General features: G+C 42.5%; 42 protein-coding genes. 34 read left to right on the forward strand and 8 right to left on the reverse strand.

Annotation, left to right across the window (positions count from 1 at the left end; all coding sequences use genetic code 11):
- Positions 1–56: 56 nt before the first annotated feature.
- The 6 genes from ACSJJG_RS05190 to ACSJJG_RS05215 form a co-directional block, all read right to left on the reverse strand.
- Positions 57–1646 (reverse strand): DUF262 domain-containing protein, encoded by a 1590-nt coding sequence (locus ACSJJG_RS05190; RefSeq protein WP_223281901.1) that lies wholly within the window; start codon positions 1644–1646, stop codon positions 57–59.
- A gap of 82 nt (positions 1647–1728) precedes the next feature.
- Positions 1729–2046 carry a hypothetical protein gene (locus ACSJJG_RS05195; protein WP_189761075.1) on the reverse strand — a complete coding sequence of 106 codons (318 nt, stop codon included), beginning with the start codon at positions 2044–2046 and terminating at the stop codon, positions 1729–1731.
- Between the two features lie 456 nt (positions 2047–2502).
- Positions 2503–2700, reverse strand: coding sequence for a hypothetical protein (locus tag ACSJJG_RS05200; protein ID WP_189761074.1), 198 nt, complete (start codon positions 2698–2700; stop codon positions 2503–2505).
- A gap of 28 nt (positions 2701–2728) precedes the next feature.
- Positions 2729–3175 (reverse strand): hypothetical protein, encoded by a 447-nt coding sequence (locus tag ACSJJG_RS05205; protein ID WP_189761073.1) that lies wholly within the window; start codon positions 3173–3175, stop codon positions 2729–2731.
- On the reverse strand, positions 3168–3497 hold the full coding sequence (locus tag ACSJJG_RS05210; protein WP_223281855.1) for a hypothetical protein: 330 nt from the start codon (positions 3495–3497) through the stop codon (positions 3168–3170). Before ACSJJG_RS05210 ends, ACSJJG_RS05205 begins: the two co-directional genes overlap by 8 nt.
- Before the next feature lie 199 nt (positions 3498–3696).
- Positions 3697–4167: a helix-turn-helix domain-containing protein gene (locus ACSJJG_RS05215; RefSeq protein WP_189761072.1), complete on the reverse strand. Its 471-nt coding sequence runs from the start codon at positions 4165–4167 to the stop codon at positions 3697–3699.
- A 102-nt stretch (positions 4168–4269) separates the two neighbouring features.
- Between ACSJJG_RS05215 and ACSJJG_RS05220 the strand changes: the two genes are divergently transcribed.
- From ACSJJG_RS05220 to ACSJJG_RS05290, 15 genes are all read left to right on the forward strand, one after another.
- Entirely contained in the window at positions 4270–4470 is a 201-nt protein-coding gene (locus ACSJJG_RS05220; RefSeq protein WP_189761071.1) for a Cro/CI family transcriptional regulator, read from the forward strand.
- A 126-nt stretch (positions 4471–4596) separates the two neighbouring features.
- Positions 4597–4944: a CII family transcriptional regulator gene (locus tag ACSJJG_RS05225; RefSeq protein WP_189761070.1), complete on the forward strand. Its 348-nt coding sequence runs from the start codon at positions 4597–4599 to the stop codon at positions 4942–4944.
- A gap of 35 nt (positions 4945–4979) precedes the next feature.
- A complete protein-coding gene (locus tag ACSJJG_RS05230; protein ID WP_189761069.1) occupies positions 4980–5672 on the forward strand; it encodes a GIY-YIG nuclease family protein in 693 nt (230 codons plus the stop codon).
- 9 nt (positions 5673–5681) lie between these two features.
- A complete protein-coding gene (locus ACSJJG_RS05235) occupies positions 5682–6557 on the forward strand; it encodes a hypothetical protein (RefSeq protein WP_189761068.1) in 876 nt (291 codons plus the stop codon).
- The gene (locus ACSJJG_RS05240) at positions 6557–7279 is read left to right on the forward strand and encodes an ATP-binding protein (RefSeq protein ID WP_189761067.1); all 723 of its coding nucleotides are present in this window, start codon (positions 6557–6559) and stop codon (positions 7277–7279) included. Before ACSJJG_RS05235 ends, ACSJJG_RS05240 begins: the two co-directional genes overlap by 1 nt.
- Positions 7280–7302: 23 nt before the next feature.
- Positions 7303–7512, forward strand: a complete 210-nt coding sequence (locus ACSJJG_RS05245; protein ID WP_189761066.1) for a hypothetical protein — start codon at positions 7303–7305, stop codon at positions 7510–7512.
- A 160-nt stretch (positions 7513–7672) separates the two neighbouring features.
- Positions 7673–8623 carry a BstA C-terminal domain-containing protein gene (locus tag ACSJJG_RS05250; protein ID WP_189761065.1) on the forward strand — a complete coding sequence of 317 codons (951 nt, stop codon included), beginning with the start codon at positions 7673–7675 and terminating at the stop codon, positions 8621–8623.
- A gap of 56 nt (positions 8624–8679) precedes the next feature.
- Positions 8680–9120 carry a NinB/YbcN family protein gene (locus tag ACSJJG_RS05255; RefSeq protein ID WP_189761064.1) on the forward strand — a complete coding sequence of 147 codons (441 nt, stop codon included), beginning with the start codon at positions 8680–8682 and terminating at the stop codon, positions 9118–9120.
- On the forward strand, positions 9117–9464 hold the full coding sequence (locus ACSJJG_RS05260; protein ID WP_189761063.1) for an SH3 domain-containing protein: 348 nt from the start codon (positions 9117–9119) through the stop codon (positions 9462–9464). Before ACSJJG_RS05255 ends, ACSJJG_RS05260 begins: the two co-directional genes overlap by 4 nt.
- 69 nt (positions 9465–9533) lie before the next feature.
- Positions 9534–10130, forward strand: a complete 597-nt coding sequence (locus ACSJJG_RS05265; RefSeq protein ID WP_189761368.1) for a recombination protein NinG — start codon at positions 9534–9536, stop codon at positions 10128–10130.
- Between the two features lie 8 nt (positions 10131–10138).
- A complete protein-coding gene (locus ACSJJG_RS05270; protein ID WP_399494491.1) occupies positions 10139–10327 on the forward strand; it encodes a helix-turn-helix domain-containing protein in 189 nt (62 codons plus the stop codon).
- Positions 10249–10938, forward strand: a complete 690-nt coding sequence (locus ACSJJG_RS05275) for a hypothetical protein (RefSeq protein ID WP_311062333.1) — start codon at positions 10249–10251, stop codon at positions 10936–10938. The genes ACSJJG_RS05270 and ACSJJG_RS05275 overlap by 79 nt, the downstream gene beginning before the upstream one ends.
- Before the next feature lie 393 nt (positions 10939–11331).
- Entirely contained in the window at positions 11332–11562 is a 231-nt protein-coding gene (locus ACSJJG_RS05280; RefSeq protein ID WP_189761437.1) for a hypothetical protein, read from the forward strand.
- Positions 11563–11637: 75 nt separating this feature from the next.
- On the forward strand, positions 11638–11853 hold the full coding sequence (locus tag ACSJJG_RS05285) for a hypothetical protein (protein ID WP_189761438.1): 216 nt from the start codon (positions 11638–11640) through the stop codon (positions 11851–11853).
- 127 nt (positions 11854–11980) lie between these two features.
- Positions 11981–12319, forward strand: a complete 339-nt coding sequence (locus ACSJJG_RS05290; RefSeq protein WP_282885465.1) for a hypothetical protein — start codon at positions 11981–11983, stop codon at positions 12317–12319.
- Here ACSJJG_RS05290 and ACSJJG_RS05295 read toward each other — a convergent pair.
- A complete protein-coding gene (locus tag ACSJJG_RS05295; protein WP_189761445.1) occupies positions 12290–12529 on the reverse strand; it encodes a hypothetical protein in 240 nt (79 codons plus the stop codon). The two genes, ACSJJG_RS05290 and ACSJJG_RS05295, sit on opposite strands and share 30 nt — an antisense overlap.
- Positions 12530–12696: 167 nt before the next feature.
- Here ACSJJG_RS05295 and ACSJJG_RS05300 point away from each other — a divergent pair, with 167 nt between their 5' ends.
- From ACSJJG_RS05300 to ACSJJG_RS05335, 8 genes are all read left to right on the forward strand, one after another.
- A complete protein-coding gene (locus tag ACSJJG_RS05300; protein ID WP_189761361.1) occupies positions 12697–13029 on the forward strand; it encodes a phage holin, lambda family in 333 nt (110 codons plus the stop codon).
- A complete protein-coding gene (locus ACSJJG_RS05305; protein WP_189761358.1) occupies positions 13010–13249 on the forward strand; it encodes a hypothetical protein in 240 nt (79 codons plus the stop codon). The genes ACSJJG_RS05300 and ACSJJG_RS05305 overlap by 20 nt, the downstream gene beginning before the upstream one ends.
- The gene (locus tag ACSJJG_RS05310; RefSeq protein ID WP_189761360.1) at positions 13246–13641 is read left to right on the forward strand and encodes a structural protein; all 396 of its coding nucleotides are present in this window, start codon (positions 13246–13248) and stop codon (positions 13639–13641) included. Before ACSJJG_RS05305 ends, ACSJJG_RS05310 begins: the two co-directional genes overlap by 4 nt.
- The gene (locus ACSJJG_RS05315; protein WP_189761362.1) at positions 13638–14018 is read left to right on the forward strand and encodes a hypothetical protein; all 381 of its coding nucleotides are present in this window, start codon (positions 13638–13640) and stop codon (positions 14016–14018) included. Before ACSJJG_RS05310 ends, ACSJJG_RS05315 begins: the two co-directional genes overlap by 4 nt.
- Positions 13933–14187, forward strand: coding sequence for an Rz1-like lysis system protein LysC (gene lysC / locus ACSJJG_RS05320; RefSeq protein ID WP_420856253.1), 255 nt, complete (start codon positions 13933–13935; stop codon positions 14185–14187). The genes ACSJJG_RS05315 and lysC overlap by 86 nt, the downstream gene beginning before the upstream one ends.
- Before the next feature lie 14 nt (positions 14188–14201).
- Positions 14202–14444, forward strand: coding sequence for an Acb2/Tad1 domain-containing protein (locus ACSJJG_RS05325; protein ID WP_189761357.1), 243 nt, complete (start codon positions 14202–14204; stop codon positions 14442–14444).
- Between the two features lie 22 nt (positions 14445–14466).
- Positions 14467–14649: a Lar family restriction alleviation protein gene (locus ACSJJG_RS05330; RefSeq protein ID WP_189761273.1), complete on the forward strand. Its 183-nt coding sequence runs from the start codon at positions 14467–14469 to the stop codon at positions 14647–14649.
- Positions 14650–14827: 178 nt separating this feature from the next.
- On the forward strand, positions 14828–15394 hold the full coding sequence (locus ACSJJG_RS05335) for a sce7726 family protein (protein WP_189761270.1): 567 nt from the start codon (positions 14828–14830) through the stop codon (positions 15392–15394).
- Here the strand turns inward: ACSJJG_RS05335 and ACSJJG_RS05340 are convergent.
- Positions 15391–16452 carry a beta family protein gene (locus ACSJJG_RS05340; protein ID WP_189761271.1) on the reverse strand — a complete coding sequence of 354 codons (1062 nt, stop codon included), beginning with the start codon at positions 16450–16452 and terminating at the stop codon, positions 15391–15393. The two genes, ACSJJG_RS05335 and ACSJJG_RS05340, sit on opposite strands and share 4 nt — an antisense overlap.
- Positions 16453–16849: 397 nt before the next feature.
- Here ACSJJG_RS05340 and ACSJJG_RS05345 point away from each other — a divergent pair, with 397 nt between their 5' ends.
- From ACSJJG_RS05345 to ACSJJG_RS05395, 11 genes are all read left to right on the forward strand, one after another.
- Positions 16850–17377, forward strand: a complete 528-nt coding sequence (locus ACSJJG_RS05345) for a KilA-N domain-containing protein (RefSeq protein WP_189761274.1) — start codon at positions 16850–16852, stop codon at positions 17375–17377.
- The gene (locus ACSJJG_RS05350) at positions 17374–17784 is read left to right on the forward strand and encodes a hypothetical protein (protein WP_189761272.1); all 411 of its coding nucleotides are present in this window, start codon (positions 17374–17376) and stop codon (positions 17782–17784) included. Before ACSJJG_RS05345 ends, ACSJJG_RS05350 begins: the two co-directional genes overlap by 4 nt.
- Before the next feature lie 154 nt (positions 17785–17938).
- Positions 17939–18385 carry a hypothetical protein gene (locus ACSJJG_RS05355; RefSeq protein ID WP_189760187.1) on the forward strand — a complete coding sequence of 149 codons (447 nt, stop codon included), beginning with the start codon at positions 17939–17941 and terminating at the stop codon, positions 18383–18385.
- Positions 18386–18394: 9 nt separating this feature from the next.
- Complete coding sequence (locus ACSJJG_RS05360) at positions 18395–18994, forward strand: hypothetical protein (RefSeq protein ID WP_189760186.1); 600 nt, start codon at positions 18395–18397, stop codon at positions 18992–18994.
- Positions 18995–18996: 2 nt separating this feature from the next.
- Positions 18997–20481, forward strand: a complete 1485-nt coding sequence (locus tag ACSJJG_RS05365) for a terminase (protein WP_282885497.1) — start codon at positions 18997–18999, stop codon at positions 20479–20481.
- Position 20482: 1 nt separating this feature from the next.
- Complete coding sequence (locus ACSJJG_RS05370; protein WP_189760512.1) at positions 20483–21859, forward strand: DUF4055 domain-containing protein; 1377 nt, start codon at positions 20483–20485, stop codon at positions 21857–21859.
- Between the two features lie 4 nt (positions 21860–21863).
- Positions 21864–22985 carry a phage minor head protein gene (locus ACSJJG_RS05375; RefSeq protein ID WP_189760511.1) on the forward strand — a complete coding sequence of 374 codons (1122 nt, stop codon included), beginning with the start codon at positions 21864–21866 and terminating at the stop codon, positions 22983–22985.
- Positions 22986–23080: 95 nt separating this feature from the next.
- Positions 23081–23788 carry a hypothetical protein gene (locus ACSJJG_RS05380; protein ID WP_282892735.1) on the forward strand — a complete coding sequence of 236 codons (708 nt, stop codon included), beginning with the start codon at positions 23081–23083 and terminating at the stop codon, positions 23786–23788.
- 16 nt (positions 23789–23804) lie between these two features.
- Positions 23805–24815 (forward strand): phage coat protein, encoded by a 1011-nt coding sequence (locus ACSJJG_RS05385; RefSeq protein WP_189760510.1) that lies wholly within the window; start codon positions 23805–23807, stop codon positions 24813–24815.
- A gap of 38 nt (positions 24816–24853) precedes the next feature.
- On the forward strand, positions 24854–25330 hold the full coding sequence (locus ACSJJG_RS05390; protein ID WP_189760509.1) for a DnaT-like ssDNA-binding protein: 477 nt from the start codon (positions 24854–24856) through the stop codon (positions 25328–25330).
- A gap of 2 nt (positions 25331–25332) precedes the next feature.
- Positions 25333–25686, forward strand: coding sequence for a hypothetical protein (locus ACSJJG_RS05395; RefSeq protein ID WP_189760508.1), 354 nt, complete (start codon positions 25333–25335; stop codon positions 25684–25686).
- The last annotated feature ends 1 nt before the right edge of the window (position 25687 follow it).

Consider the following 25687-nt stretch of genomic DNA (forward strand, 5'->3'; position numbering starts at 1 on the left):
CAGGTAATAAAAAGCCCCGCATTGGCGAGGCTGGTGTTTAATTTTCAATGTTTCAACTAATTCTTAACTGACATATTGCAATACGGGTGAGTAATTTGCGTATTATCTACAGAGCCCACACCTCCATCTTCAACTCTAGCTTTATGATCGTAGGATATAGACTTGGAACTATCTATATATCCGTTACAGATGGGACAAATTAACGCCGAAGATAGTGCTGTTCTTATGAATACAGTATTTTTGCTATCTTCACTGATTTTCTTTCCTTTTGTAATATTGCTTCCTTTTAATACATCACCTTCAAAATGAGAGAGTGAAATAATTTCTTCCCCATTAAGCTGTGAGTTTTCTGATTTTTTAATTTTTTCAAGCAGAAGATCTATCATTGATTCTAGAAATTCAGAGTAATAAACGACCCTTTTGTTATGGCTGGCTCTATTTACTAATGATGATATCAATTGCTTATTTTCAATAAGTGTTTTTTCTAGATTAGAGCGTATGGTAATAAATTCTTTAAAAAATCGCTTGTTATTAAATTTTAATTGCTTTGCTATTACTAATAATGTTCCTAGAAACATTGGGTTAATATGTCTACCCGATGAACTATAGAAATATACAGCTGGATGTAACCCAAGGCTACCCCTGTCATTACCTGTAATCCAATTTACTAATTTTAATGTCTTATCTAACGCTAAAGCAGTTTCTTCTCCATTTTGATCATCTGTTTGAGTTATTAATTCGTTTTGATATTTTTTATTCTGAACAATAGCGATTGATATAAGTTCAATTAAAATATCCAATGCTACTCTTACTTCTCTTGAGCCACCAAGAGGAAGATCTATTGTCTTTATTTTTGAATTTATATCTGGTGAAAATAAGGCTGAATTTAATTTAAGTGATTTCTCTTCGATTTTCTTTACTTTATCATCAGAGAATGAAGACCAATATTTATGACCTTTGCCAGCCCTAATTATTGCTCGCGCTGCTATAGATATTGGCTTTTTTCTATTTCTGAGAAGAAGTTCTTCCACATTATCTAAAGGAGTTCCTTTTTTGTTTATATTGAAAAAGGAAGTTTCAGCTTTCTCCGCATCACCTTTAACCCATTGTATTTGTAGTGCCCTTACATAAATATTAGTTAGAAGCCTAGTTTCATCAGGAGACATACTATTTGGATTTTGTATTTTTTTCTCTATTTCATCCCACTTACCTACAGATTCGTTAACAAGTTTCCTGGTTTTATCAGCGATGCTTTTTTGTTCTTCGGATATATTTCCACCAAAAAAAGATCGAGAAATAACTCCATCACCATAATCATCTTCTTTCCAAGCTCTTAATACGCTGAGCCTATGACCACCATCTATAACAAAAATATAGGAACTTTTCCAAAGAATGACTGATGGAATCAAATCTCCAGAGACAAAGCTTTGTAATAAAGAAACAACCTGTTCAGGTGTCCAGTGATTGGTTTCTCGTTGAAAGTCCGGCTTTCTTAACAATCCAGTTAGCATACCCATATCTCTCATTGCTATATTCTGAATCGATTCAAACCCCATTTCGCTATCGGCTTTTACGAGAAAGTCTTCTCTCGCAATCATTGCATCTAAATTAACTAAATTAGCTTTTCTTGCCATTTTTTTACTCATTTATCACCTTTGATTGTATTGTGATGATTCATCATTAATAAAAATTTAGCAATGACCTAGATCTCGTCGCGTGATTTACAACTCACACCCTCGCTGTCACATTCCCCGACGCCAGTCTACGGCGGGAGTTGGTTTTGGTTGAATACAGAGCGACGTCACTCATGCAGCAGGAACCGCTGTTGTTGTCACTCTCATCTTTCTTGAGTTGCGCAAATAAATTGGCCAGTACGTCAATTTCATCGACCGGCTGACCGAAAATACTGTCCCAAATTTCCCCTACTGAGCGATTCTTAGGTTTGGCTTCGTATTCAGCTCGCTTCCTGTCCCAGAACTCATTTTGTTTAGCTAAACGACGGGTTTTGGCATTTGCAGGTTTATTACTTCTCAGAATTTTTGTCATAACGCCTCCGTAAGTAAGTTTTGGTGGTGCAGTGATCGCTACGTTGTGACTCTATCGCAGATTGCGTCGACCGTAGTCCTGATACAGACATTCATCTGCGCTTGATGTCTGATTACTTTTAGGCTCAGTCACCACACCCCAAAACCTACTCAGCGGTTTAATGGGTTGCTCTAACACATAGTCAGAGCGCCAGAATTTTAAAGAGCGAACTTCCTTTTGCTTTTGGCTCCGTGCCGTTGATGTATTTAGTATCACTCCTAGTAATATGTTAGTCAACACTAATAGTAATAATATTTTATCACCATTAGTAATGTCATTGATTAATAAAGAAATAAATTTTTCTATAAGTGGGATATTGTGACTTATATCACTGACTGGTGATTGATTATTCGATTTGGCTAATGGCTATGTACGGGTATGTGAGAAAAGGTCACAAAAAAGCCCTCGTGGGGAGGGCTATTTTATAAACGTTTCAATGATTTTTGGTATCGCGGGTAATAGTTGAGAGAAGACAATGGCTCCAACAATCCACAAAATTATTTTGTTAGCAGAGCCTGTTACGTCTGATTTAGTAGCATAATTCGATTTGATGACAGCAAGAGAGGTTTTTATAGAATTTATATCTTCTTTAAGCTGCTTTAGATCCGTTTGCATATTGACCCCGCCCAAAATGTAATCATTTTTATGGTTTCTTCATGTACAGGTTTAGCAAAAACATAATGACAGGCATTCCTATTGAAAATAGCAATAGGGTCAAAAACCATATCTTAAGGCCACCGATTTTTGTATCTACTTGCTCAAAACTTGCTTTCTTGTTTACAGATGAGGATAGGCTATCCATCTTTTGCAGTATTAAAGCAACGTCACTATTATTGGCTTTACTCTCTACAGACGAAGAAAGGTTATCCATTTTCTGTAAAATCAGAGCAACGTCAGTTTTCACTACACCAATATCACTGGTAACTGATTTTAGGTCAGACTTCATATCATTCATAGTAGTTTTGATGTGTTCAACATCTGACTCAAGCCGCGCCACACGAGCTTCTAACATCTCATCACCTCCATCACCACCACCTATTTTAGATGGCAAATCACCTCTTATTGGGAACACATTGTCTGGTTTATTCATTGCTGTCTTTCTCCATGATAGCAGGATACTTTTGCTTTAACCATTCCAGAACTTGCAGAGAATCTATCATTATTACATTGCCACAATTTTTGCAAATAATTGAAATATAATAGTTATTTATTTTTTCGTGATAGATGCTTTCTGCTTTAACTACATTAACGTAAGGGCCAATTCTCATTCCAGCAGACAATACTCCAGCCACCCCAACTTGAGGAACAGTAAAATGAAGGTGACCACAAAGTCCACAGCGTGGTGAAATTTCTTTTGACTCAAAATATTCACTTAATATTTCGACTGTAATAAATGTCAAGTTTTCATCCATTAGAGCTATTTAACCTCTTGATTTTTAATATTTCATAGATTGATAATTAAACAAACTACCTACCTAACTACGCATTAATTCAGCAGGGATTACACCTAAGACATTATTAGACTGCGAGGCCGCGAAATGCGGCCTATATAAAAAATATGATCAGCATAACATTTCACAACGTTATGATTTACAGATGAAAATTCTTCTGCTAACTTGCTTTGATGCCACGTTTTGCCATCATTTCGGCAAAAATCGCATTAAAATGCGCCGATTTTGCCTTTAATTCGCGCAAGAAACGATCTGCTTCTTCTGATGGTAAACTATCGAACAGATCTAGTAGTTCTTTCTGCTGTTTTGTTAACTGGTTATTGGCTGGTCTCACTGTTTCAATATGTTCGCACAATGCACGAATGTATTGTGCCATTCCGGCAATTTCTGCCGCTAACGATGAACTAAAATCATCTACTGTAATCTCCAAAATTTCAGCGAATTTAGCTGCATGAGATACACCAATAGCGTTCTTCGCATTTAATAGCTGCGCAACAGCGCTCTGTCCCATACCCAGCTTTTCAGCCAATACCTCTTGGGACAATCCCAATGTTTTTTTCTTTGCCTCATATATTGCTTTAAGGCGATTTGCGTCCGAGATTTGCTCGTCGCTCAGTGGAATCTTCTTCATTACACGATTCTATAACTTAAAGTCATAATTACCAATTACCGTTAGTGTTGACTATTTTATTACTATAAGTAATACTCGTATCGAAACCAACAGGAGGATGACATGGAACGAATTCCGTTATCAGATTTTGTATCCCAAAAAGGGCAGGAAGAAACTGCCTCCCTATTTGGAATTAACCAAAGCGCGATTAGTAAGGCGCTCGCTATTGGGCGAAAAATTACAGTTATCATTCACCATGATGGGAAAGTGGAGGCAGAAGAATTAAAGCCATTCCCTGCTCATCGTCGTGAACATTCTGCTTAGGCTATCCGTTCTTTAACATCACTGGCGCCCTGAATACGTGTTAGGGCAATTCAACATCATCTATCTCAGGATAGTTGATACACCTGTATTTTTATTAAACGAAACTAAACATTAGGAATTTTACGTATGGATCACGCAAGTTACAGCAAATTATTCAGAGACAAGGAAAGTGAACTGATCAACAAACTCGTCCTAAAAGGCTCACGGAACGTAGCCCGAATAATTGGCGTCCATGAATCCCAAATCACTCGCTGGCAGCGCCCACAGAAAATCGATGACATGAGTTTCATTGAGAAAATGGCTCGGTTCCTGGTTGCTATTGAGTATGACTCACCAGACACAAACGTAGTGATAAACAGGGAGGATGCACAGAAATTAATAGCAGCACTGGAGTATATCCGATACCCCAAAAGAAAAACCTCGAAGGGTGCAACCTCCGAGGCTTCTGAAATGCAACTTGAGATAGGGATTTAGCGGTTCCCCGAAAATACATTTCGTTGGAGATAATTATGCACTTAGAAGAGATGGAAGTCCATAAAGGAATAATAACCCATGCGGAGTTATCGGAAGGTTTCCGGGTTGAGGGTTGGGTTTATGTACTCAGCAATAAATATATGCCGGGAATATATAAAGTTGGCATGACAACCACTTCACCAGAAGCAAGAGCAAAAGAACTGGCCTCTGCTACTGGTGTTCCTTGCAAGTTTGAAATAGCAGCCACTTTTTATTCAAGAGATCCCTCTAACGATGAAGCGACCGTGCATGACATGTTATTCGAATTTCGCATTAACGAATCCAGAGAATTTTTTGACGCCTCTTTGGAGGAAATTATAGCGGCTTGCGAAGGGGCGGGGCTTGTAAAAACTGGCGAACCCGTTGAGCGAATAGCTGACTATTACGACGTTATTTGTACTGAAAAATTAAATGAACTGAATCTTGATGCTTTGTTTGAAAGTTTGGGAGTCAGTATTTTTGGCTGCAAATTATCAGTAGCCGATAGATTAATAAGGTTTGCTGTTAAAAACCTCATAGAGAAAAACAGAGAAAGACCCCATTCACTTTTCTTCCAAAACGGAACTGCTTATCTAATTCAAAGTGAAGTGGATCAAATGCTCGAAGCTCACCTAAAGGAACAGGCTGCATTTATTGGCCCCCGTCTTCCCGTTCCATCAATAAACACAATAACAGATGTGCCTTTTTAAGGAGTTAACATGGCTAGGTCAAGAAACATCAAGCCGGGCTTTTTCACCAATGATGATTTAGCCGAGTGTGAACCATTAGCAAGATTATTATTCGCTGGTTTATGGACTATTGCTGATCGTGAAGGTCGGTTAGAAGATAAGCCTCGTAAAATTAAGGCAATGATTCTCCCTTATGATGATGCAAATTGTGATGATTTATTGCAGCAACTGCATAAGAAGAATTTCATCACCCGATATGCGGTAGATGGAAATGAGTTTATCCAGATTAATAACTGGAAGAAGCATCAAAACCCGCATTGTAAAGAAGCGGCAAGTGAAATACCTAAATACTGCGAGAGCAGTAAAGAGCCGAAACAAGCACAGGAAGAGAACAAAGAAAGCACAGAACAAGAACAGTGCAAGAATAGTGCAGAGCAACTGCAAATTATTGAAAATACAGAAACACAAGAAAAGCACAGTACTAATACAGTGCAAGAACAGTACAAGAACAATTTAAATCCTGCTGATTCCCTTAACCTGATTCCTGATTCCTTTAACCCTATAAACACCCAAGCCGAAAATCCGGCTTGCGTTGAGGAAAATCAAAATCGGCCTGCCAGTGTTCACCCCATGTCGAGCAAGTACGCATTTGAAGGGCAGATCATCCGCTTAAACCACAAAGACTATTCAGCATGGAAAAACCTATACCCGAATATCGATTTGCTGCATGAGCTTCAAAGGCTGGATCTGGAGTTTCAAGCGGAGAAACCGAAGAAATGGTTTATTACCACTAGCCAGAAACTGAATTACCAGAATAACCAGCAAGCCAATCGCTACAAACGCCGCGTTGGTGATCGCATTATTCAACCTGTACGCACAGAGCAATTCATTTCGGAGGATTTCTGATGAGCATGTCAACACTGGCTCGTTTTCATCGAATGATGCCTGAACATATCAAACGCAAATTCGCGAACGCTGAGGAGCTGATGGCATGGCATCGTGAACAGGGGGAGATTGATTCAAAGCGCATCATCGAAGAGAACAGGATTAGCCGACTAAATCGCATTATGGGCCGCTCTGGTATCAGTCCGTTACACCAGAATTGCACGTTTGATAATTACATCGCGACCACGCCTGAGCAGCAACGGGCATTAGTTCGGGCACGTCAGTATGCCGAAAATTTCGGCAACTCATTCGGCGGATTTATTTTCAGTGGTAATCCGGGAACGGGGAAAAATCACCTCGCGGCAGCCATTGGCAATCACATCATTCAGAACGGCAACAATATTTTGATTGCCACTCTGCCTGATTTGATGATGCGGGTGAGGGAAACCTACCAGAAAGACACGAAAATTAGCGAATCAGCATTGGTTGATGATTTGTGTGCTGTCGATTTGCTGGTGCTTGATGATGTCGGTGTGCAGCGTAATAACCTGAATGAGGATTTGATTATTTTTCAGGTGGTAGATCGGCGTCTGGCAAACAAAAAACCGGTTGGCGTGCTGACGAATTTAGATTTTGAGCAACTGACCGCTGTTTTGGGTGAACGGGTTATTGATCGCCTAAGAATGGGTACACCTACCAGCATTAATTTCAATTGGCAGAGTTACCGCCGCCAAGTTAAGTAACCCCCACCATAAGGACTTTTGAGATGACAGAGCAAGAAAAATTAGATGCAGACGCTAGACGACTAATAGAACGTAACAATCAAGCATTGCTTAGAATCATATCAAAAATTTGTCTAATCAAGACATCTAATGAAAATGATGAGCATGACCGCCAAGAGGCATTGCGTATAGCTAAGCATCAGAATACTGAAATCGAATTCTTCTTATTGGAACAAGATGCTGGGAATTTTTGAGCATGAATAATTACTTTCGTAATTATGTACATACCTCACAAAGCAAATAATTTTTTATCAATTAAGCGGTGAGAATTGTTTAGTATATGAATACTATGACAATGTTCAGCAAGCGGTGTCTGTCTAGGGTTTAGATGATCATTAAACAAGGTTAGGTGCCATGTCTAAATTATTTAAAAACAATGGATTAACTCAATTATCGGCTATTTCAGGTGCCACTCCCGTTCAGCAGCAACTCTTTCATGTGGAAAAGCAAGTTGAGATTGATGGCGTTGAAATGGGAGTTCTTGAAAGTGGTGTACCATTTTTATCAGGCCGTGGATTAGAACGAATGTGTGGGCTGGGGCATGGTCCATTCTACAGACTTACAATTAACTGGAATGATGAAAAAACAAAACCCAGAGGAAGAGAAATACAGAAAATACTCGAACAATATAATTACAGAGAAGATTCTTTATTTCTTAATGCTGAATTTAATGGAAGAGAAGTAAATGCATTCCCAGAACCTGTTTGCATGGCCCTTCTTCAGTATTATGCTTTCGTTGCTGATGAACCAAGAGAACAGGCTAAAAATGCATTTATAACATTAGCCAGAACTAAATTTACCGAGTATATCTATCAGGCTGTTGGTTATCACCCTAACCAGAAGAACATTGATAGCTGGAAACATTTTCACGATAGAATTGATTTAACTACAAGCGCAGTTCCTGATGGATTTTTTTGTATATTTACAGAAATAGCCTCAATGATTGTACCAATGATCAGGGCTGGGTTTGTCGTTAGTGATAAAGTTATTCCTGATATATCTGTCGGGAGAGCTTGGTCAGATTTTTGGGTAAAAAACTCACTTGCTGAAAAATATGGAGAAAGGGATAAATACGAGCATTATTATCCTGACTATTACCCGCAGTCAAAAAGTAATCCACAGGCACCATATGCTTATCCAGACTCCGCCTTGCCAGTGTTTAGATCTTGGTTAAAACAAAATTATATTATCAATAATTTTCCTAAGTATCTTTTAAATCAAGTTGGTAAAAAAAGCATTGGAAAGCAAGATGCGCTGAAGCTAATTTCTTTATTTGAAACTCCTGAGCTTCCAAATAAGTACTAATTCCAGCCCTCCCAAAGAGGGCTTTTTTATACCTGAGTAAATAACGGAGGTTAGAAATGGATAATTTCTGCCTACATGAATCAACCAAAAAATTATTTTACGACAACCTGAAACAACTACTCGCCACTCACCAAAAACTCAGTATCTCAATAAAACCTTACAAGCCCAGACGTAGCCTTTCTCAAAATAACCTTTCCCACAAATGGTACGACGAAATCAGTAAGTACCTGATTAAGTCTGGTCGTACTTGGATGACACCGAAAAAGGTTAAGCATGATTTGAAAGCAACCTATTTGGGCTTTAAGAAAGTCGAGTATACCGATTTTGTGACTGGCGAAATACATACAAAAGAGGAATTACGGAAAACATCGGAACTGGATACAGGCGACATGTACTACTACATGAGCCGGATAGAGGCATGGTGCGCTCAGTTCGGACTGGCTCTGACAATTCCTCATGACAGCGAGTACATGAAACTCAAACAGGAGGCAGGATGAATGTTAAAAATATTTCTCAGCATCCCAATGAGTTAATTGGTGAGCTTTATGAAGAAAATAACCGATTACGCAAGCAATTATTGATAACCAGACAGAGTTTAATCAGTGCTAACTCACGTTTAGATGCAGCTCAACGTGAATTGAGTTTGCGCAATTTTGATATCAGTTGCATGCCACCAATTTCTGTATCACCACAGATTAGACAATGGATGGACGAATATGGTGTGCCGTGGGAAGCGCTATATTGCCAGATCTGCCGCAGTTGGTTTTCTGATTTAGATAGTGCATTCCCATACCATTTGGAAGGATGCAGGTGTAAATGTGATGAAGAGCAGGATCAATGAGGTATTTAATATTTATCGGATTTTGGACAGCACTCATGCTGATTATGGGATTGGTGTTAGGGGGATAAGGTGGCAAAGTTTCGACAACGGAAATGTAAAGAATGCAGTGAGTGGTATCAACCAGAACGGCAATTACAAAATACCTGCTCAATTCAGTGTGCAATAGCCAGAGGTAGGAAGCAAGAGCAGAAAAAACGAGAGGAACAGGAACGACGACGAAAGAAAGACAATATCATCAAGCAGAAGTTAGCCCGTGATAAACTCAAAGCCCGCAAACTCTCAGTAAAACCCCGCAGTTATTGGATTCAACAAGCCCAGCACTCAGTCAATGCCTATATCAGAGAACGAGACTGCGATTTACCGTGTGTTTCTTGTGGTACGTATACGTCTGCTCAATGGGATGCGGGGCATTACCGGACGACGTCAGCAGCGCCACAACTGAGATTCGATGAGCGGAATATTCATCGCCAGTGCATTGTCTGTAATCAGCATAAATCGGGGAATCTGGTTCCGTACAGGGTGGAGCTAATTCGGCGAATCGGTCTGGCAGCGGTGGAGGCTATCGAATCCAATCATGATCGGCACCGATGGACGATTGAGGAGTGCAAGGCGATTAAAGCTGAGTTTCAGGAGAAATTAAAGACACTGAAACGGGAGGCAGCATGATATTTGAAATGACATCAATTCCCGACCTGCTCATAAAGCACAGAGGTAATCAAACTCAGTTAGCTCGTGAATTGGGTATTAACAGAATGACAGTTGGCAAATTCGCACGTGATTTTAAATGTCAGTATCACGTTATATGCAATGGAGTACTGATGACAAAATCAAAGCTGAAAGGGAACCAGAGAGGAATAAGATGAGGAGTAAAGAATCATTCCCGTTGCTGGCCTATGTAGCCAACAAGAAAGATTTACGTCGGGTGTGGGGTAAAGGCTGGAAAACAATCACACCAAGTCAGCGTGTTTGGGTCAGATATTTACTAATGATTTGGGGTAAGCAATATGGGGGGAATGAATATCCTGGTGGAGACTGTAGCGTCATAGGCCGCTTAATGACTCGTGAAGACTGGACTGATGCCGAAGGTGAGCGAATCGTCAAGGTAGTGAAAGATCTGCATAAACTAGGCTACGAAGGCGATGAGTTATTTCAGAAGGCTCATGAAGTTCTAAACCCCAAGCAAACATTAAGCGACATCATTGCTCTCGCCAAAGAATCAGATGATGCCGCCTTTGTTGAAATGGTTCTGAATAAGACGTTTAAGCGGGGTAATCCTATTCGTGATATCGCTATTAAACGATATTGTGAGCGCAAATGCCCGCAAAAGATTGCCCGTGAGTTATCAGGGGTGACTGGCTGTGATGTCCAATGGGCTAGGAAACGCGCTACATGGTCAGAAGAGCTATTGGAAGAGGAAATGTATTACGCGATTAAGAGGGAAATTAGAAAAGAAAACTGCGAAATATATCACTAAATATAAATATTTTCTAAATTAGCTTGATTTTGAGAAATTTAAGTGTATATTTTGTGTTATGCTCGGGAGGTAAAACCGAAAGCAGAGTAACAAGAGAAACCGAGGCGGCGCTTGTTACTGAACCGTCTAGTTCGTCAAGCGAAAGATTTTCGCCTACTCGAACCACTCCGGCTGAGAGGTCGGAATAAATTTATAGCCTCGCACTCGCGGGGCTTTTCTATTTCTATCAGTGGTCAACTCGGAGTTGACAGCTAAACTACCGAGGATTTTCAGGTAGTTCAAAATCCCGATATGGGAAATCCCATAACGGAATAAATTCAATCGGTTATAAATCCAAGGCTGCGCATAGCGTGGCCTTTTTGTTTTTCCACAATAAAAGTTAGGAATCTCACAATGAAAAAGTTAAAGGTGACAATTTCAGGTTTAACTGAAAATAACACTGCTGATTCTGTGAATTTCAAGATATGGCAGCATGATAAGTTGCTGGTTGAAGATACCCTGAAAGGCAAAATATCAGGGGAATACATCAAGGCTTATGATGTTGATTGCTCTGATGAACCGATTAGGGTTGAGCATAACCGAAATGACCTGTTATCACTTGAGATCACTGCCAACATCGCATAATCAATAGCATTTTATTGAACTTTAATTAACCAATTAATAATCTATTTTCCGGGTACCCAAACAAAGGAAATAGATATGTTTGTAGAAGAAGGTCTAAAGCCAGATCCGCTTAATGTGGGCTTTGTGTTCGGATGGGGTGTTGTTCGTTATTCCCCGTGGCATTTGGCAGGTGTATATGCCACTAAAGAAAAAGCCGAAATAGAAGCAGCTAAGTTAGGTTCAGCATATGAAGTACATTACGGATCGCACGGAATGGGTAGTGATGACTTTGTGTGGCACGGTGATTCTTAATATTTATGTCTCGATAAATTAATACAGAGGTCGCTTCGGTGGCCTTTTTCATTTATGCCACCGCAATCACTCACAGAACCTCAGTATCTCTATTGCGGCTGGCAGCCTATTAACTCACGTGAGGTGAATGATGATGAATGAAATTGATGAAGTTATTACGGGAATGATTTCAGAGAGAGATAAGCATTTGGCAGATCTCCAACATTTGGTAATGACTAGTGCTGCATGGGGTGTTAAAAAGGTTGATATTGATGTAACCAAAGCGGCTTTAATGGTGAAAATAACAGAAAAATTACTTCGTTCACAAATCTCATTGAGTAATGCCGAAGATCAGCGTTCTGTTATTGATTCAGTTTTGAATCCAAGTGTTTTGGGATACGGTATATCAGAAAAAAGTGAAACCGCTACAGCGATCTCACTTGAACTAAAAGAGAATTTATTTCAGGGCTTTTGCGCGAACCGCTGAAAGAATCCCCTGTGCAATACTAAGAGAATTTTGCCTCCTATTAAGAGAAAGACGTTCTTTCACTTCGTTCTCTATTTCCCAAATGAATGAATTGGCGTTTTCAGATTGCTTTGCCAGTACGGCAATCAGGGAAATCAGCACTGCCTCAGCAGCAACATCATAATCTGATGTTGACTCTGCAAGAGCTGTTCCTATTTCAAAAGATGCCATGTTTTTCCTTGTTCAGAGGTAATCAGCCATCCCTCTACTAGTTGATTGATTTTTGGCTGATCTAGCAGCTTACCTTAACTATCAACCTATTACTTTTAACCAACTCACAGGGGTAACCATCGTTCACCCCAAGGACGCCCATTGTTCAAATGGGGTGGAATATGAAGATGAAAGAAAATCCTGATACCTGGGTACATATCAGTGACTGGCTCTTATCGGTCAAAGAGCAAGGCATCTGGGCAACCCTCGCTGGAACAATGGCGTTCTTCCGAGGTCGCTACAACGGGGGCGGCTGGGTAAAGGTATCAATCGATGCCTTTATGTGTGCCATGTTCGCCTGGTTCATTCGTGATGTATTAAATCTGTTCGGTCTGAATCCTGACTTGGCCTACATCGGCAGTGTGGTGATTGGCTACTTGGGTACAGACTTCATTGGCCAACTGCTGCGTAAGATGGCAGAGAAAAGGGCGGGGGTAAAAATTGACGAGCCAAAACAGTGAGTCAGTATTTGGTGTGAGCTTTTCTTACATGGTAGAGCTTCTACATCAAAATCGTCGTCGCTGGTTGTTGCGTAAATGGCGTGGCTATTGGAATGAAGACAGGGACATTCGAGAGCAAGTTCGCTACTCCAAGTACCTACGCGCTTTATTTAATTTTGAGAGTCGTTATCGGGTTATCAAGTTGTTCGTAAGGGCTGACCAAGAAAGGGGAAAAATCTGATGAGAGGCATTCGTAATAACAATCCGGGCAATATCCGCCACGGCGCTGGCTGGCAGGGACTGTGCAGCAGGCAGACGGATAAGTCATTCTGTCAGTTTATCGCACCAGAATATGGTATTCGGGCGATGCTCAAAATCCTGCGCAATTACGTGAAACTCTATGATGACAGGACCATCCGCCAGTTTATTTCCCGCTGGGCACCCCCGAATGAAAATGACACCGAGAGTTACATTGCCTATGTCAGCGATATGGTGGATATCTCTCGCGATGCGGTGATTGATGTTAACAATCAGGACGTCATGACAGCATTAGTCAAGGCGATGATCTACATGGAGAACGGCAAGCAGCCTTATTCCGATGATGTTTTCACACGGGCGTTTGAGATGCTATGAACTGGAAATTACAGGTCTATTCAATAGTTGGCGTTGTGCTGCTGGGTTATATCTGTAATTACCTCATTGACAGATATATTGAGGTGCGGGATGAAAATGAATCACTGAAACAGCAGAACCAGCACCAGCAGTCCATCACCGACAACGCCTACCACTCTATCAGGTTATTCCATGACATCTCACGAATTAATAGCGAAAACCGGCAGCGGTCAGCCGTGGATTCTGAGAAAACTCAGGCCGCCATCAAAACTATTGTTGTTAATCATGATTGCGCCGCTCGCACTGTGCCTGATGGGGCTGTTAGCCGGTTGCAGCAGCACGCGAACCGAATACGTTCCGGTGCCGCCGATACCGATTCCGGCGCATCTGCTCGCTGATTGTCAGCCACCTGTAATACCGGACAAAATGACATGGGTTGACAGTCTGATTTTGAATGAGCAACTGTTGACAGTCATTGAGCAATGCAATCTGGATAAACGGGCGATACGGGAAATTGAAGAAAAACAAAACCCAGTTCCTCGGATTGAGAGAGTGGGCGAATACTGAATGTAGGAGTAATAATGGAAAACCAACACCGTAAGATCACGGGGTATCGTGAATTATCCCAAGATGAAATTGATTGCATGAATAAGATTAAAGCGAAAAGTGCAGAATTAGGTCAGCTCTATGATTATCTTGTAGCGACACATACACAAACAGGAAACCACCAAATTGATATGCGTTGGCTGAACGAAGGGCGAACTGAACTGCAAAAGGGCATTATGTGTTGGGTTCGTGCCGTGGCTCAACCAACTACATTCTGATTGAGTGTGGGAGAGCACAGTAATGACAGACAAACTCAAACCGTGCCCGTTTTGTAGTGGTTCAGATACGGCTGTTAATTCATATTCAAATGACACGTGGTTTTTTGTGCAATGTACTGACTGTGGTGCATGTGGGCCAGAGGAAGCGTCATCGGTCACTGCTGTATCTGCGTGGAATAACGCAACACCACCTCAGAGCAAATGATACTGAGGTGGTGGGAATGGGTTAAGGGGCAGTGCTTTAACTGAGTATTGGAATTTTTCTTAAAATTAGCTTTACGTCAGAGGACGAAGAAAAAAATAGTGCTATATATTCAGTAAGCGTTTAAAGTTTTTGTCCTAAAAAGCGAACACATTAACTCCTTGGAAAGAAAGACAAGAAAATGAAAGACATAGACGTGCGGCGTGCTGTTCATTCTAAGATATTGAAAGAGCATCATAAAGATCCAGATACACTGGTTATTGATGAGTTTTCTTTGAATCAGGGTCTATGCCGTGCTGATATTGCGGTTATTAATGGAATTATTCATGGTTATGAGTTAAAGAGCGAGAGAGACAATCTTTTGAGACTACCTAACCAGATAGAGCAGTATTCCTTAGTTATGGATAAAGTCACACTAGTTGTACATGATTCTCATTTATTGGCTGCTCAAAAAATTATCCCTGAATGGTGGGGGATAAAAATAGTCAATCAAGGTGGTAGGGGAGCGATTCATATACATAACTACAGGCGGGATAAACTAAATCCTGATGGTGATGTTTTTTCATTAGCAAAACTGCTTTGGAAAGATGAATGTCTTCGTATTATGGAAAAATGGAATATATTGAAAGGCAATAAAAGCAAACCACGTTTTGAACTATGGGATATAATTGCACAGCATACCTCACTTGAAAAATTGAAAGTTGAAGTGAGGCACACTTTGAAGCAAAGGACTACGTGGAAAAACTAAGGTATAGCAGGATATTTAGTGGAGTATTGAGAAAGCTGCTCAACTACCATAGTGAAATGATGTGTGTGTGCAACTTTTCTCCATATCTTTGAGCTACCAGCTTTTACAGTATTGTTAGCTCTATCGTGTATATATCTATCCCCCCAACTATAATTTGGGTCAAAATAATAGGGACTATTAACTAAGATTTGAGAGAGATTTTGTGTTTGCCCCCAACCATTTTTTCTGGCTGCCAAGCCCTTAACGATGATCCAATTGCTCCAATCAGAGTAACGAACTGAAACATGCGGGGACATCAATCGAGGGTCAATATTGCTTATTTCTGAGCTGGCAGTGGGGTAATCACTAAATCCTGGAGTTCTAGTCATGCCGGACGTTTCTACTATTTTTTGCCATAAACTCCACTCTTCTCTTGGGATGGTGTGTATCGTATGTTGCTGGATACCTGTTTGAAATTGTGGATAATGACAACTTGAAAATATTATTCTCCTCCAGTTCTTCAAGTTACAAACCGTTACATAGTGATAAATTGCATCCTCTATTAGTTTTGTGGTCAGATCTGGAATATCAGTAAAATCTATAATTAAATCGACATCTTTAGCGTCTAGTTTAATTTGTGTAAGTAAGTACAATATAAGCCCTGCATTTTTTGGTGTTACTTTTATTGCAGCACCATTACTATTATTTCTCAGTACAGAATATATATATTCTGTAGAGTAATCTGGTGATATGACAGGGATTAATTCTTTCCCGTGATTTTTTGCATGACTAATACAGATATCTAGTGGGTGATTTTGCATGTCACCATGCTCATCTAAATAACCAACATCAACAAATGCAGGACGTTCAGATTTCCATGAGTCAGCTAATATTTCTCCGAATGATGAAAGGTGATCTATCAAGTTTTTTTGATAGCATTCGTTTATGAAATCCCAAGGAATATCTAGAACAGAAATAATGGGAGTTAAACCAGAAATTACATCAAGTGATAACTCTTTAAGAGCTTCATATTCAGCCGCTTTCCATCGAATTTGGGGGTAATAATGGTGTATATTCATATATAGATATCCTTATAAAGTATAAAAAGAGAAAATATTACATACTTATTTTTCAATCTTCATACGAATAACTTTCTAAATGTGACTTACTGCATTCATTTTTTAATATAAGATACCTAAATAAAATTATTGCAATAAAAATAATAATACATGAATTAAACAATATTCCTCTGCCCATTCCCTGAGTGGCTACAGAAATAACCCATGCTGCCACCCGTTCCCATCGCGTACCCAACGCTCACGGGATGGTGGCATTTTTATTTTCACTGCGCATTCGCACGCGCAAATTTAATCCAAGAACCTACAGAAAGTGAGCCTGAGAAAACCGCTAATTACGTGGTTATCTTGGGGCGGCTTTTCTGTGCGAACAGGTTCACTTTCTATAGGAAACCACATGATGAAATACCCAACCGTTATTGTTAATGGCGTATCTGTTCGTGTAGATAACGAAGGACGTTACAACCTAAACGACTTGCATGCTGCTGCGGTAGCCAACGGAGAAGCAACAGAATCTCAAAAGCCTAGCAAGTTTATTCGAAGTGCTCAGGTTAAAAGATTCATAGAAGCATTAACCAAAGGACAAAAAAGTCCTCTGGAACAAAATCAACCACTTAAAGTTAACAATGGTGGTGATAATCCAGGAATATGGGGTGTTGAGCTGCTTGTGATTAGATATGCAGCTTGGCTCAAGCCAGAATTTGAAATCCGAGTTTATAACACTTTCCGTGATGCCGTGCTGCTTGGATTTGATGCAATGGTCCGCCTAAACAAATTGGATCTGGTTATTAATGCGGAAACAAAAGATATCAGTATCTGTGCTCGGAAAATGAATCAATGGGGAGTGGGTGGAAGAAAAGAACTATTGCTTACTGCTCGCGAGCGGATGATTGAACAGGTTCAGCCATTCTTGCCGGGAGTGGAATGATGGATATGCAAGTAGAACCTTATGAGTTTTTCGGCTGGCGAGTGGCTGAAGCCTATGTCTATCACTTAGTGGCGACTTGGCATCGCCCGATTTATCGTTATGAAACAGGTGATATTGAGGTTAGCCGTCACTTCTTATTTGGTCTTCTTGATGGATATCTGATGGATAGAAAAGATACTCAATGGCGAGCCAGATTCTACTCAATGCTACTTGAGCCATTTGATGAAAAACCGGCACCCAATACGGTCATCTGCGGTGGAAAAATACCTGTTTTGAGTAAGAGAGGTATCAGGTACATGAATGCGCTCGTTCATCAGTATGGCGACATGTTAACTGATATCGGTGTTCAAGATGAATACGGAACATTGATCCCACCAGAGAGCTATAGCGGAGTAAGTTTACAGTAATCAACTCAACATCCCAAAAAGTAGAAACCTCTACAAAGCATCCTCAAACGGGTGCTTGATAGAGTTTTGTGTAAGTTTTGGTCTGGTGTGGTCTCGCCCGAATAGGGGGTTATATAAACCAAGCCAGTTGATTATGCTAAATGAGGCAAAAACGATGATGATAATCCGCATTAATGAAGATGGTAGCACCTCGATACAGGCTGCTGGATACATGGCTTGTTACGATAAAGAAGGTAAGCCCAAAATGACGATAGGAGACGCCCCTCAACATCTCATCATTCACAATGGGTTCAACCCGAAAGCAGAAAAGGAACAGGCAACTATAGCAGCCGATAGCTTCAAGGTCTGTGACTCGGAAAGGAAAGTAAGAGCAGTTGCTGCTCCATTGAAACTGGCAGTAGATACAAACGCTAACGCCATCATCAATGAGGCGAAGAGGGCTTTTGAAGTAGCTTGTGGGGTTCACTTTAACTCTGCGGTTATTAATTCAGCGAAAATAAACAACATCCCCGATGATGATCATATTCGCCAGATAGTGCGCGAAGAGATACGCCAGTTTGTCAATCGTGAACTTAGGCAAGGCGGGCTGTTTTCAAAGTAAGGAATAAGAATGGCAAAACCAGATTGGGAGGCCATCGAATCGGCTTACCGGGCTGGGTTGATGTCACTCCGAGAAATTGCGTCCCAGCATGGTATATCAGAAGGAGCTATTCGCAAGCGAGCAAAGCGTGATGAATGGACAAGGGATTTGGCGGCTAAAGTCAAATCTCGCTCTGATGACATGGTACGCAAAGAAGAGGTACGCAATCAGGTACGCAGTGAAACAACACTCTCTGAACGCGTACTGATTGAAGCGTCTGCGGAGGTGATTACCAAGGTTCGCATGGAACACCGTGGTGATATCCGCAGAGCCAGAGATATTGCTAATGCGCTATTTGATGAGCTTGGTGCGGAATGCGCAGATATCGATGCCTTGAGGCAATTGGGGCAGCTAATGCACGAACCTGATGATAACGGGCGAGACAGGCTCAATGAACTCTATCACTCCATTATCAGCATGCCTGAGCGCGTGAAATCAATGAAAGCGCTGAGTGAGACACTAAAGAACATTATCGGGTTGGAACGTCAAGCATACGGGCTTGATGATATGCAACCGAATAAAGCGATTGATCAGCTATCGAATTTAATGGACGAACTTTCCAAGGGATAATCATGAAGCCGGAACATTTAGCGTTACTGCGCGATAAACTCTGGCGGCTCAACAATCTCTACTGGATAACCAACAAAGAAGGTCGCCCTGTCAGATTTAGGATGACGCCAGAGCAGTTGGAATATTTCGAAGGCATCCACACCCGCAATATCATTCTTAAAGCCCGCCAGTTGGGATTTACTACGGAAGTCTGCATTATTCAGCTGGACGCCGCCCTGTTCGAATCCGCCAAGTGTGCCCTGATAGCGCATACACTCAATGATGCTAAGCGCCTGTTTCGGGAAAAGGTCAAGTATGCCTATGACCGATTACCGGACGAGATTAAAGCGGCTAATCCTGCCAGTAATGATGCGGCAGGAGAATTGGTTTTTCGCAAAGGTGGTTCATTGTATGTCTCAACCTCGTTTCGTGGTGGCACATTACGCTATCTGCATGTTTCCGAATTCGGCAAGATTTGCGCTAAGTTTCCTGATAAGGCCCGCGAGATTGTCACTGGGGCATTTGAGGCGGTATCAACCGACTGTTTCACAACGATAGAAAGCACCGCAGAAGGGCGAGCCGGTTACTTCTTTGACTACTGCCAGACTGCTGAGAAGGCACAGATACAAGGCAAGCTACTCTCCAACCTCGACTGGAAGTTTTTCTTCTTTTCTTGGTGGAAAAACCCACTCTATGCGATTGATCCGGTTGAGCCAACCCCGCAGCGACTGGCTGATTACTTTGCTGAATTGAAAGCAAAGCACGGCATCAACCTGACCGAACGCCAACAGGCTTGGTACTACGCTAAAGAGAAAACGCTCGGCGACGACATGAAGCGGGAATACCCGTCAATACCGACTGAGGCATTCCAGCAATCAGTAGAAGGCGCTTACTATGCTAAGCAGTTCCGCTGGTTGTATGAAAATAAACGCATCGGCAAGCTACCGGATAATTCACATCTACCGATTCACACGTTCTGGGATATCGGCGTGGGGGACTCAACGGCTATCTGGTTCGTGCGTGAGGTGGGTGATGAATTTCATGTCATCGATCACTACTCGAACAGCGGCGAAGGATTGCGGCACTACATGAAGGTATTGAAAGACAAAGGTTACACATATGCCAGCCACAATGCCCCTCATGATATCGATAACCGTGAATTTGGCTATGATGCAAAATCAAGGCGAGAGCTTGCGCGGGAAGGTTATGAGATTGACGGGCAAAAGTACTCAATACGATTTGAGGTCGTTCCCAAGCTCTCTGTTGATGAAGGTATTGAGGCAGTCCGTGAAATTCTGTCTCGTTGCGTATTTGATGAAGAGAAGTGCAGTGAAGGGATATCCCATCTGGAAAGCTATCGTAAGGAGTGGGATGACAAGCGCGGGTGCTGGAAGGATAAGCCACTTCATGACTACACGTCCCATGATGCAGATGGGTTCAGGTATTTTGCGGTAAGCAGGCGAAACACCAAACGCCTCACCAAATCAATTAATTTCAACTGGAACTAACATGAATACAAACGTCGATTACAGACATCCGGCGTATACCGAATTTTTGCCAGAGTGGAACATGATCGGCGATTGTGTTGATGGCGAGCGGGTTGTTAAAAGTCGGGGTGAAAAATATTTGCCACATCCGGCAGATAAGAAAGACAAAGACGACCCAAGCAATGAGCGCTATAAGCGTTATCTGCTCCGGGCATCCTTTATTAATGCCACAGGGCGAACGTTGTTGGGGTTGCTGGGTATCGCCTTTAACAAACCCGTCAAAATTGATATGGCTGGTGGCATTGAGTATCTGGAAACAGATATCAATGGGGAAGGGCAACCGCTAACACAGATGATACGTGATTCATTATCCCAGGTATTACAGCGTGGGCGTGCGGGCTTGCTGACTGATTTTTCAGGCGCTGGCATTCAATCAGAGGCTGAAAAAGGCCGTCCGTATATTCGCCTGTTCACAGCAAAGCAAATCATCAATTGGCGGGTAACTAACGGGAAAACATCATTAGTGGTTATCCATTATCAGGAGCCGCTCGAATCTGATAATTTTGAATTGCAACTGGTTGATCGCTGGATTGAATTACGCCTCATAAATGGGCAGGCCTATTCCCGTTACTGGTGCCGAGACAGTGACTTAATCGCTGACGATTGGGTTGAGCTAAAAGACGCCAGCGGTAATCCCCTATCTGAATTACCGTGGTCATGGGTTGGTTCAATGAATAATGACCACACACCGGATGCGCCGCCACTTGCCGATATCGCTTATGTGAACATCAAGCATTATCAATCCGAAGCTGACATTGCAGAATCAGCGCACACGGTTGGGCAGCCAATGGTGGCACTGACTGGACTTGATGACATGTGGATAGAAAATCACATGAAGGATGGGTTTACAGTTGGTTCACGTAGTGGTGTGTTACTGCCTCAAAATGGCGATATGAAGTTCGCTCAACCGGAAGAGCGCAATATTCAGATAACAGTGGCAGAGCGTCGTGAAAAGCAAATGGCAATGTTAGGCGCTAAATTGATTGAGCGTGGTACGTCTGCACGAACCGCAACGCAGGCACAAAATGAAGCACAAACGGATAACTCTATCCTGTCATTGTGTGCCGGTAATGTGGAGCAGGCATTTAACCGCGCGTTACAGTTCTGTATCCAGTTTGCTGGCACTGGAGAAGCAGCGATTGAGCTGAACAAAACCTATGAAATCGCGCAACTTGATTCAGCGGCTATCTCAACGCTGTTATCTGCCGTCCAGTCTGGTGAAATGCGCAAGGTCGATTTCATTCGGTATCTACAAAGTATCAATATCGTTCCTCAGGACGAATCCCCGGAAGATATCGAAGATCAGTTAAGAAACAAAGAACCTGAAATACAGGGGTAGATAAATGAAATCCATCAACGAAATGATCATGGATGAGTTGATTGCACACTCCCTGTTTTCGGGTCGCTATGGTACCGGTGTTGCTCGTAAGATGGTTAGGGCGCTGAATGCGTTTGATGCAGAATTGACGGCATCTTTAATTGCCGTATTAGACGATACCCGCATTGACACTGACAGTTTCACTGTGCGGCGATTAGAATCGTTGTTATCCAGCGTGAGGGCAATCAATAAAAATGCGGTTGAAAGTGCATTTTCTGTGTTGTCTAGTCAAATGCTGGAACATGTCCGCTATGAAATGGGCTACTACCCGTCGCTGTTTGAGTCTCTGTTACCGGATGCTGTTCTGAGGCAATACCCGCTGATGAGCATTACAGAAGAGATGCTGTATTCCTCCGTAATGTCTCGACCGTTTCAGGGAAAGTTGTTATCAGAATGGGCAGAAGGGCTGGAAAAAGACCGTATGGCTCGTATCAGTAATGCGGTTCGCAATGGTTATCTGAACGGCGACAGTGCGGTTGATATAGGACGAAAAATCAGAGGTCATGCCAATCAGGGACATAAAGATGGCGCGTTACAAATGAGCCGGGCTAATGCAACCAGTATTGCCAAAACAGCGATAAACCATTTACAAGCAACCGCAAGGGAGCAGTTTACAAAAGCCAATAAGGATATTTTTGATTGTAAACGGTGGGTATCAACACTGGATAATAAAACATCCAATGACTGCATCATCCGTGATGGGCTGAAATACACACTGAATGATAAGCCTATCGGCCACAAAATTCCTTATCTGCAAGGCCCCGGCAAAATCCACTTTAATTGTCGTTCAATGGAAACGCTGGTGGTGAAATCATGGCGGGAACTGGGTATTAATGCTGATGAAATGAGCGAAGGGACACGGGCATCAATGGATGGTCAGGTTCCGGCAGAAACTAAATTTATTGAATGGATACAGAGACAACCTACATGGAGGCAAAAACAAGTGTTTGGCGAAACCCGCTATCGACTGATGAAAGAGGGTGGAATGCACCCTTCAGCGTTTTACACGGATAAAGGCGAATTTATTTCACTGGGAAAACTTAAAGAGATTGACGAACAAGCGTTCAGAGATGCTGGTTATCACTAGCCGGTAAATCTTGCCGGTAAAGAAATTACAAGGTCACTTCGGTGGCCTTTTTTATTGTCCGCAGTCGGTGACTGCATCATCAAAACCCGAGGTTAATGATGTTTAAGTTTTTATTAACAAAAGAAGAATTTGAGACGCTGACTGATGAACAAAAGGCCCTGTACAAAGAACAAGGTGACAAATATCAGTTACAAATCGAAGGGTTGCCAGAGATACCCGATGTTTCCGGCCTGCAAAAGAAAGTGGACGAGCTGCTTTCTGAGAAGAAATCAGAGCAGGAAAAACGCCGTCAGGCGGAAGAGGCCGCGAAAAAAGCCGCAGAAGAACAAGCCCGCAAAAACGGTGACATTGAAGCGCTGGAAAAAAGCTGGGCTGAAAAACTCAGTAACCGTGAGAAAGAGTTACTAACGCAGCTCGAAGAGAAAGACACTAATTTGCGCACATTGCTGGTGGATAACGTCGCTCAGTCACTGGCGGCTAAGTTGGCAGGGGACAGCGCGGCGCTGCTGCTTCCACATATCAAATCACGTCTAATCGTTGAAGATGGCAAAACACGTGTTGTGGACAGCGAGGGTAAACCCTCTGCACTGACTATTGACGATTTAGAAAAAGAATTCCGTAGCAACAAGCTGTTTGCGCCTGTTGTTATCGGCAGTAAAGCGACCGGAACCGGCGGCGAAGGTCAACGCCAAACTGTTGCCAGAGGCGGCGGTAAAACTTGGCACGACTATACGGAAGCAGAGCGCATCCGTTTATTTGAAGAAGATCCCGAGGAATTTAAACGCCTCGCAAAAACACAGTAAATTAGGAGCATAAGTAATGCCAACAACTCGTTTATCCGACATTTTCCGTGGTGACTACTATCAGGCTATTGCCCCACAGAACAGCCCGGAAAAAACCGCCGTTTTTGAGTCGGGGATTATTACCCGCCTGCCTCAGTTGGATGCTATCGCCTCTGATGGGCAAGGCACGGCAACCATTAACTACTGGAATGATTTGGACGCAAACGAAGCGCCTAACGCTACATCCGACAACCCAGACCAGATCGGCAAGGTGGGTAAGGCCAGCCAGTCTAGTCTGAAAGCTCGCGTTTTGTACCTCAACAAGGGTTATGGCGTAGCTGACTTGGCGGCAGAGCTGGCAAACAGTGAGCCAATGTCCCATATCCGTAACCGATTCGGTACTTACTGGACTCGGCAGTGGCAGCGCTATCTTATCGGTACTGCGCGTGGGATTATTGGCAACAACATTGTGAACAATGATAGCGACATGGTGATTCAGGGCGGCGATGAAATCTCAGCTAACAACCTGATTGATGCTGCTTTCACTGCTGGTGATGCTGCTGACACGTTCAGTGCTATTGGCGTTCACTCTGTCGTTATGAAACAGATGGCGACTAAGAACCTGATTGAAACTATCCGTGATTCAGAAGGGCGGGTTATTCTGCAAACGTATCTGGGCAAGCCTCTTTTCATGGATGATAGCCTGAAACATTCAGATGGTCGCTACCTGACCGTTTTCTTCGGCGGCGGTGCGTTTGGTTACGGTAGCGGTAATCCCCATACTCCGGTTGAATTAGACCGTAAGGCGTCAGGCGGTAATGGTGGTGGTGCTGAGGTGCTGTGGGAACGTAAGACCTTCATCCTGCAACCCGCTGGTTTTAGCTGGTTGGGAGAGGAAGATCCCAATAAGACACCATCCATTGATGACATCGCTCAGGCGGCTAACTGGCAGCGTAAGTTTGACCGCAAGAATGTTCCGTTTGCTGCGGTATTGAGCGGAAAGGCTGTTTCCGGCAGTAAAACGAAGAATACGGGCGACGGTCAATAACAAATAGGGGCATCTGCCCCTTTATTTTTGAGGTGAGCATGATTAATTCAGATAAAAACTCGCCAGAATTTAACAGCTATGCCAGTGTTGAGGACTTAAAGCAGTTTGCTGCACAGCGTGGCTATTCCCTGCCAGATGACAGTGTCTTGCCACCCCTCTTGTTTCAGGCGATGGATTATCTGTCCACTAAACAGTGGAAGGGGCAGAAAACTAATGCAGGTCAACCGCTGGCATTCCCGAGAAAAGGGGTTTATGTCGATGGTGAGTCAGTGTCGGCTGATGTTATCCCTAAGCAGATTATTCAGGCTCAGTGTCGATTGGCTATTGATTCACTGGAGCACGACCTAACCCCCACGGTAGGTGGTGAAGTACTGTCTGAATCTGTTAGTGGTGCCGTCTCGGTGACCTATGCAGAAGGGACTAACTCAGGCAAGCCTAACATGTCTTGGCTTAATGGCATGCTGCGGGATTTTCTGTCTGGTGGTGGCGTGACATTCAAGGTTTTCAGGGGGTAGCTATGGCTAATTTCTACCCGCGAATGCAAAAAACTGCCGAGCGGTTACTGAAAAAGTATGGTGCAGAATTTCAGGTAAAACGGAGCGGTCGGCATTGGGTTGATGAGGAGGGGAGAGAGCACCACGAATTGGAGAAAAGGTTTAATACTGTCGGGTTAAAGACTCGGTACAACCCCAATGAAATTGACGGCTCACTGATACTGTCTACAGATATCAAGATGGTGTTTTCACCTGATATTGAGATAAAAAAAGGTGATCATGTGCTGGTGGATAGCGTTTGGCTGAGAGTGATTGAACCTAACCCAATAAAACCCGCTGATATCGTACTTTGCTATCAATCTCAGTTGAGGGCGTGAT

The sequence above is a fragment of the Xenorhabdus sp. SGI 60 genome, from assembly GCF_056632175.1.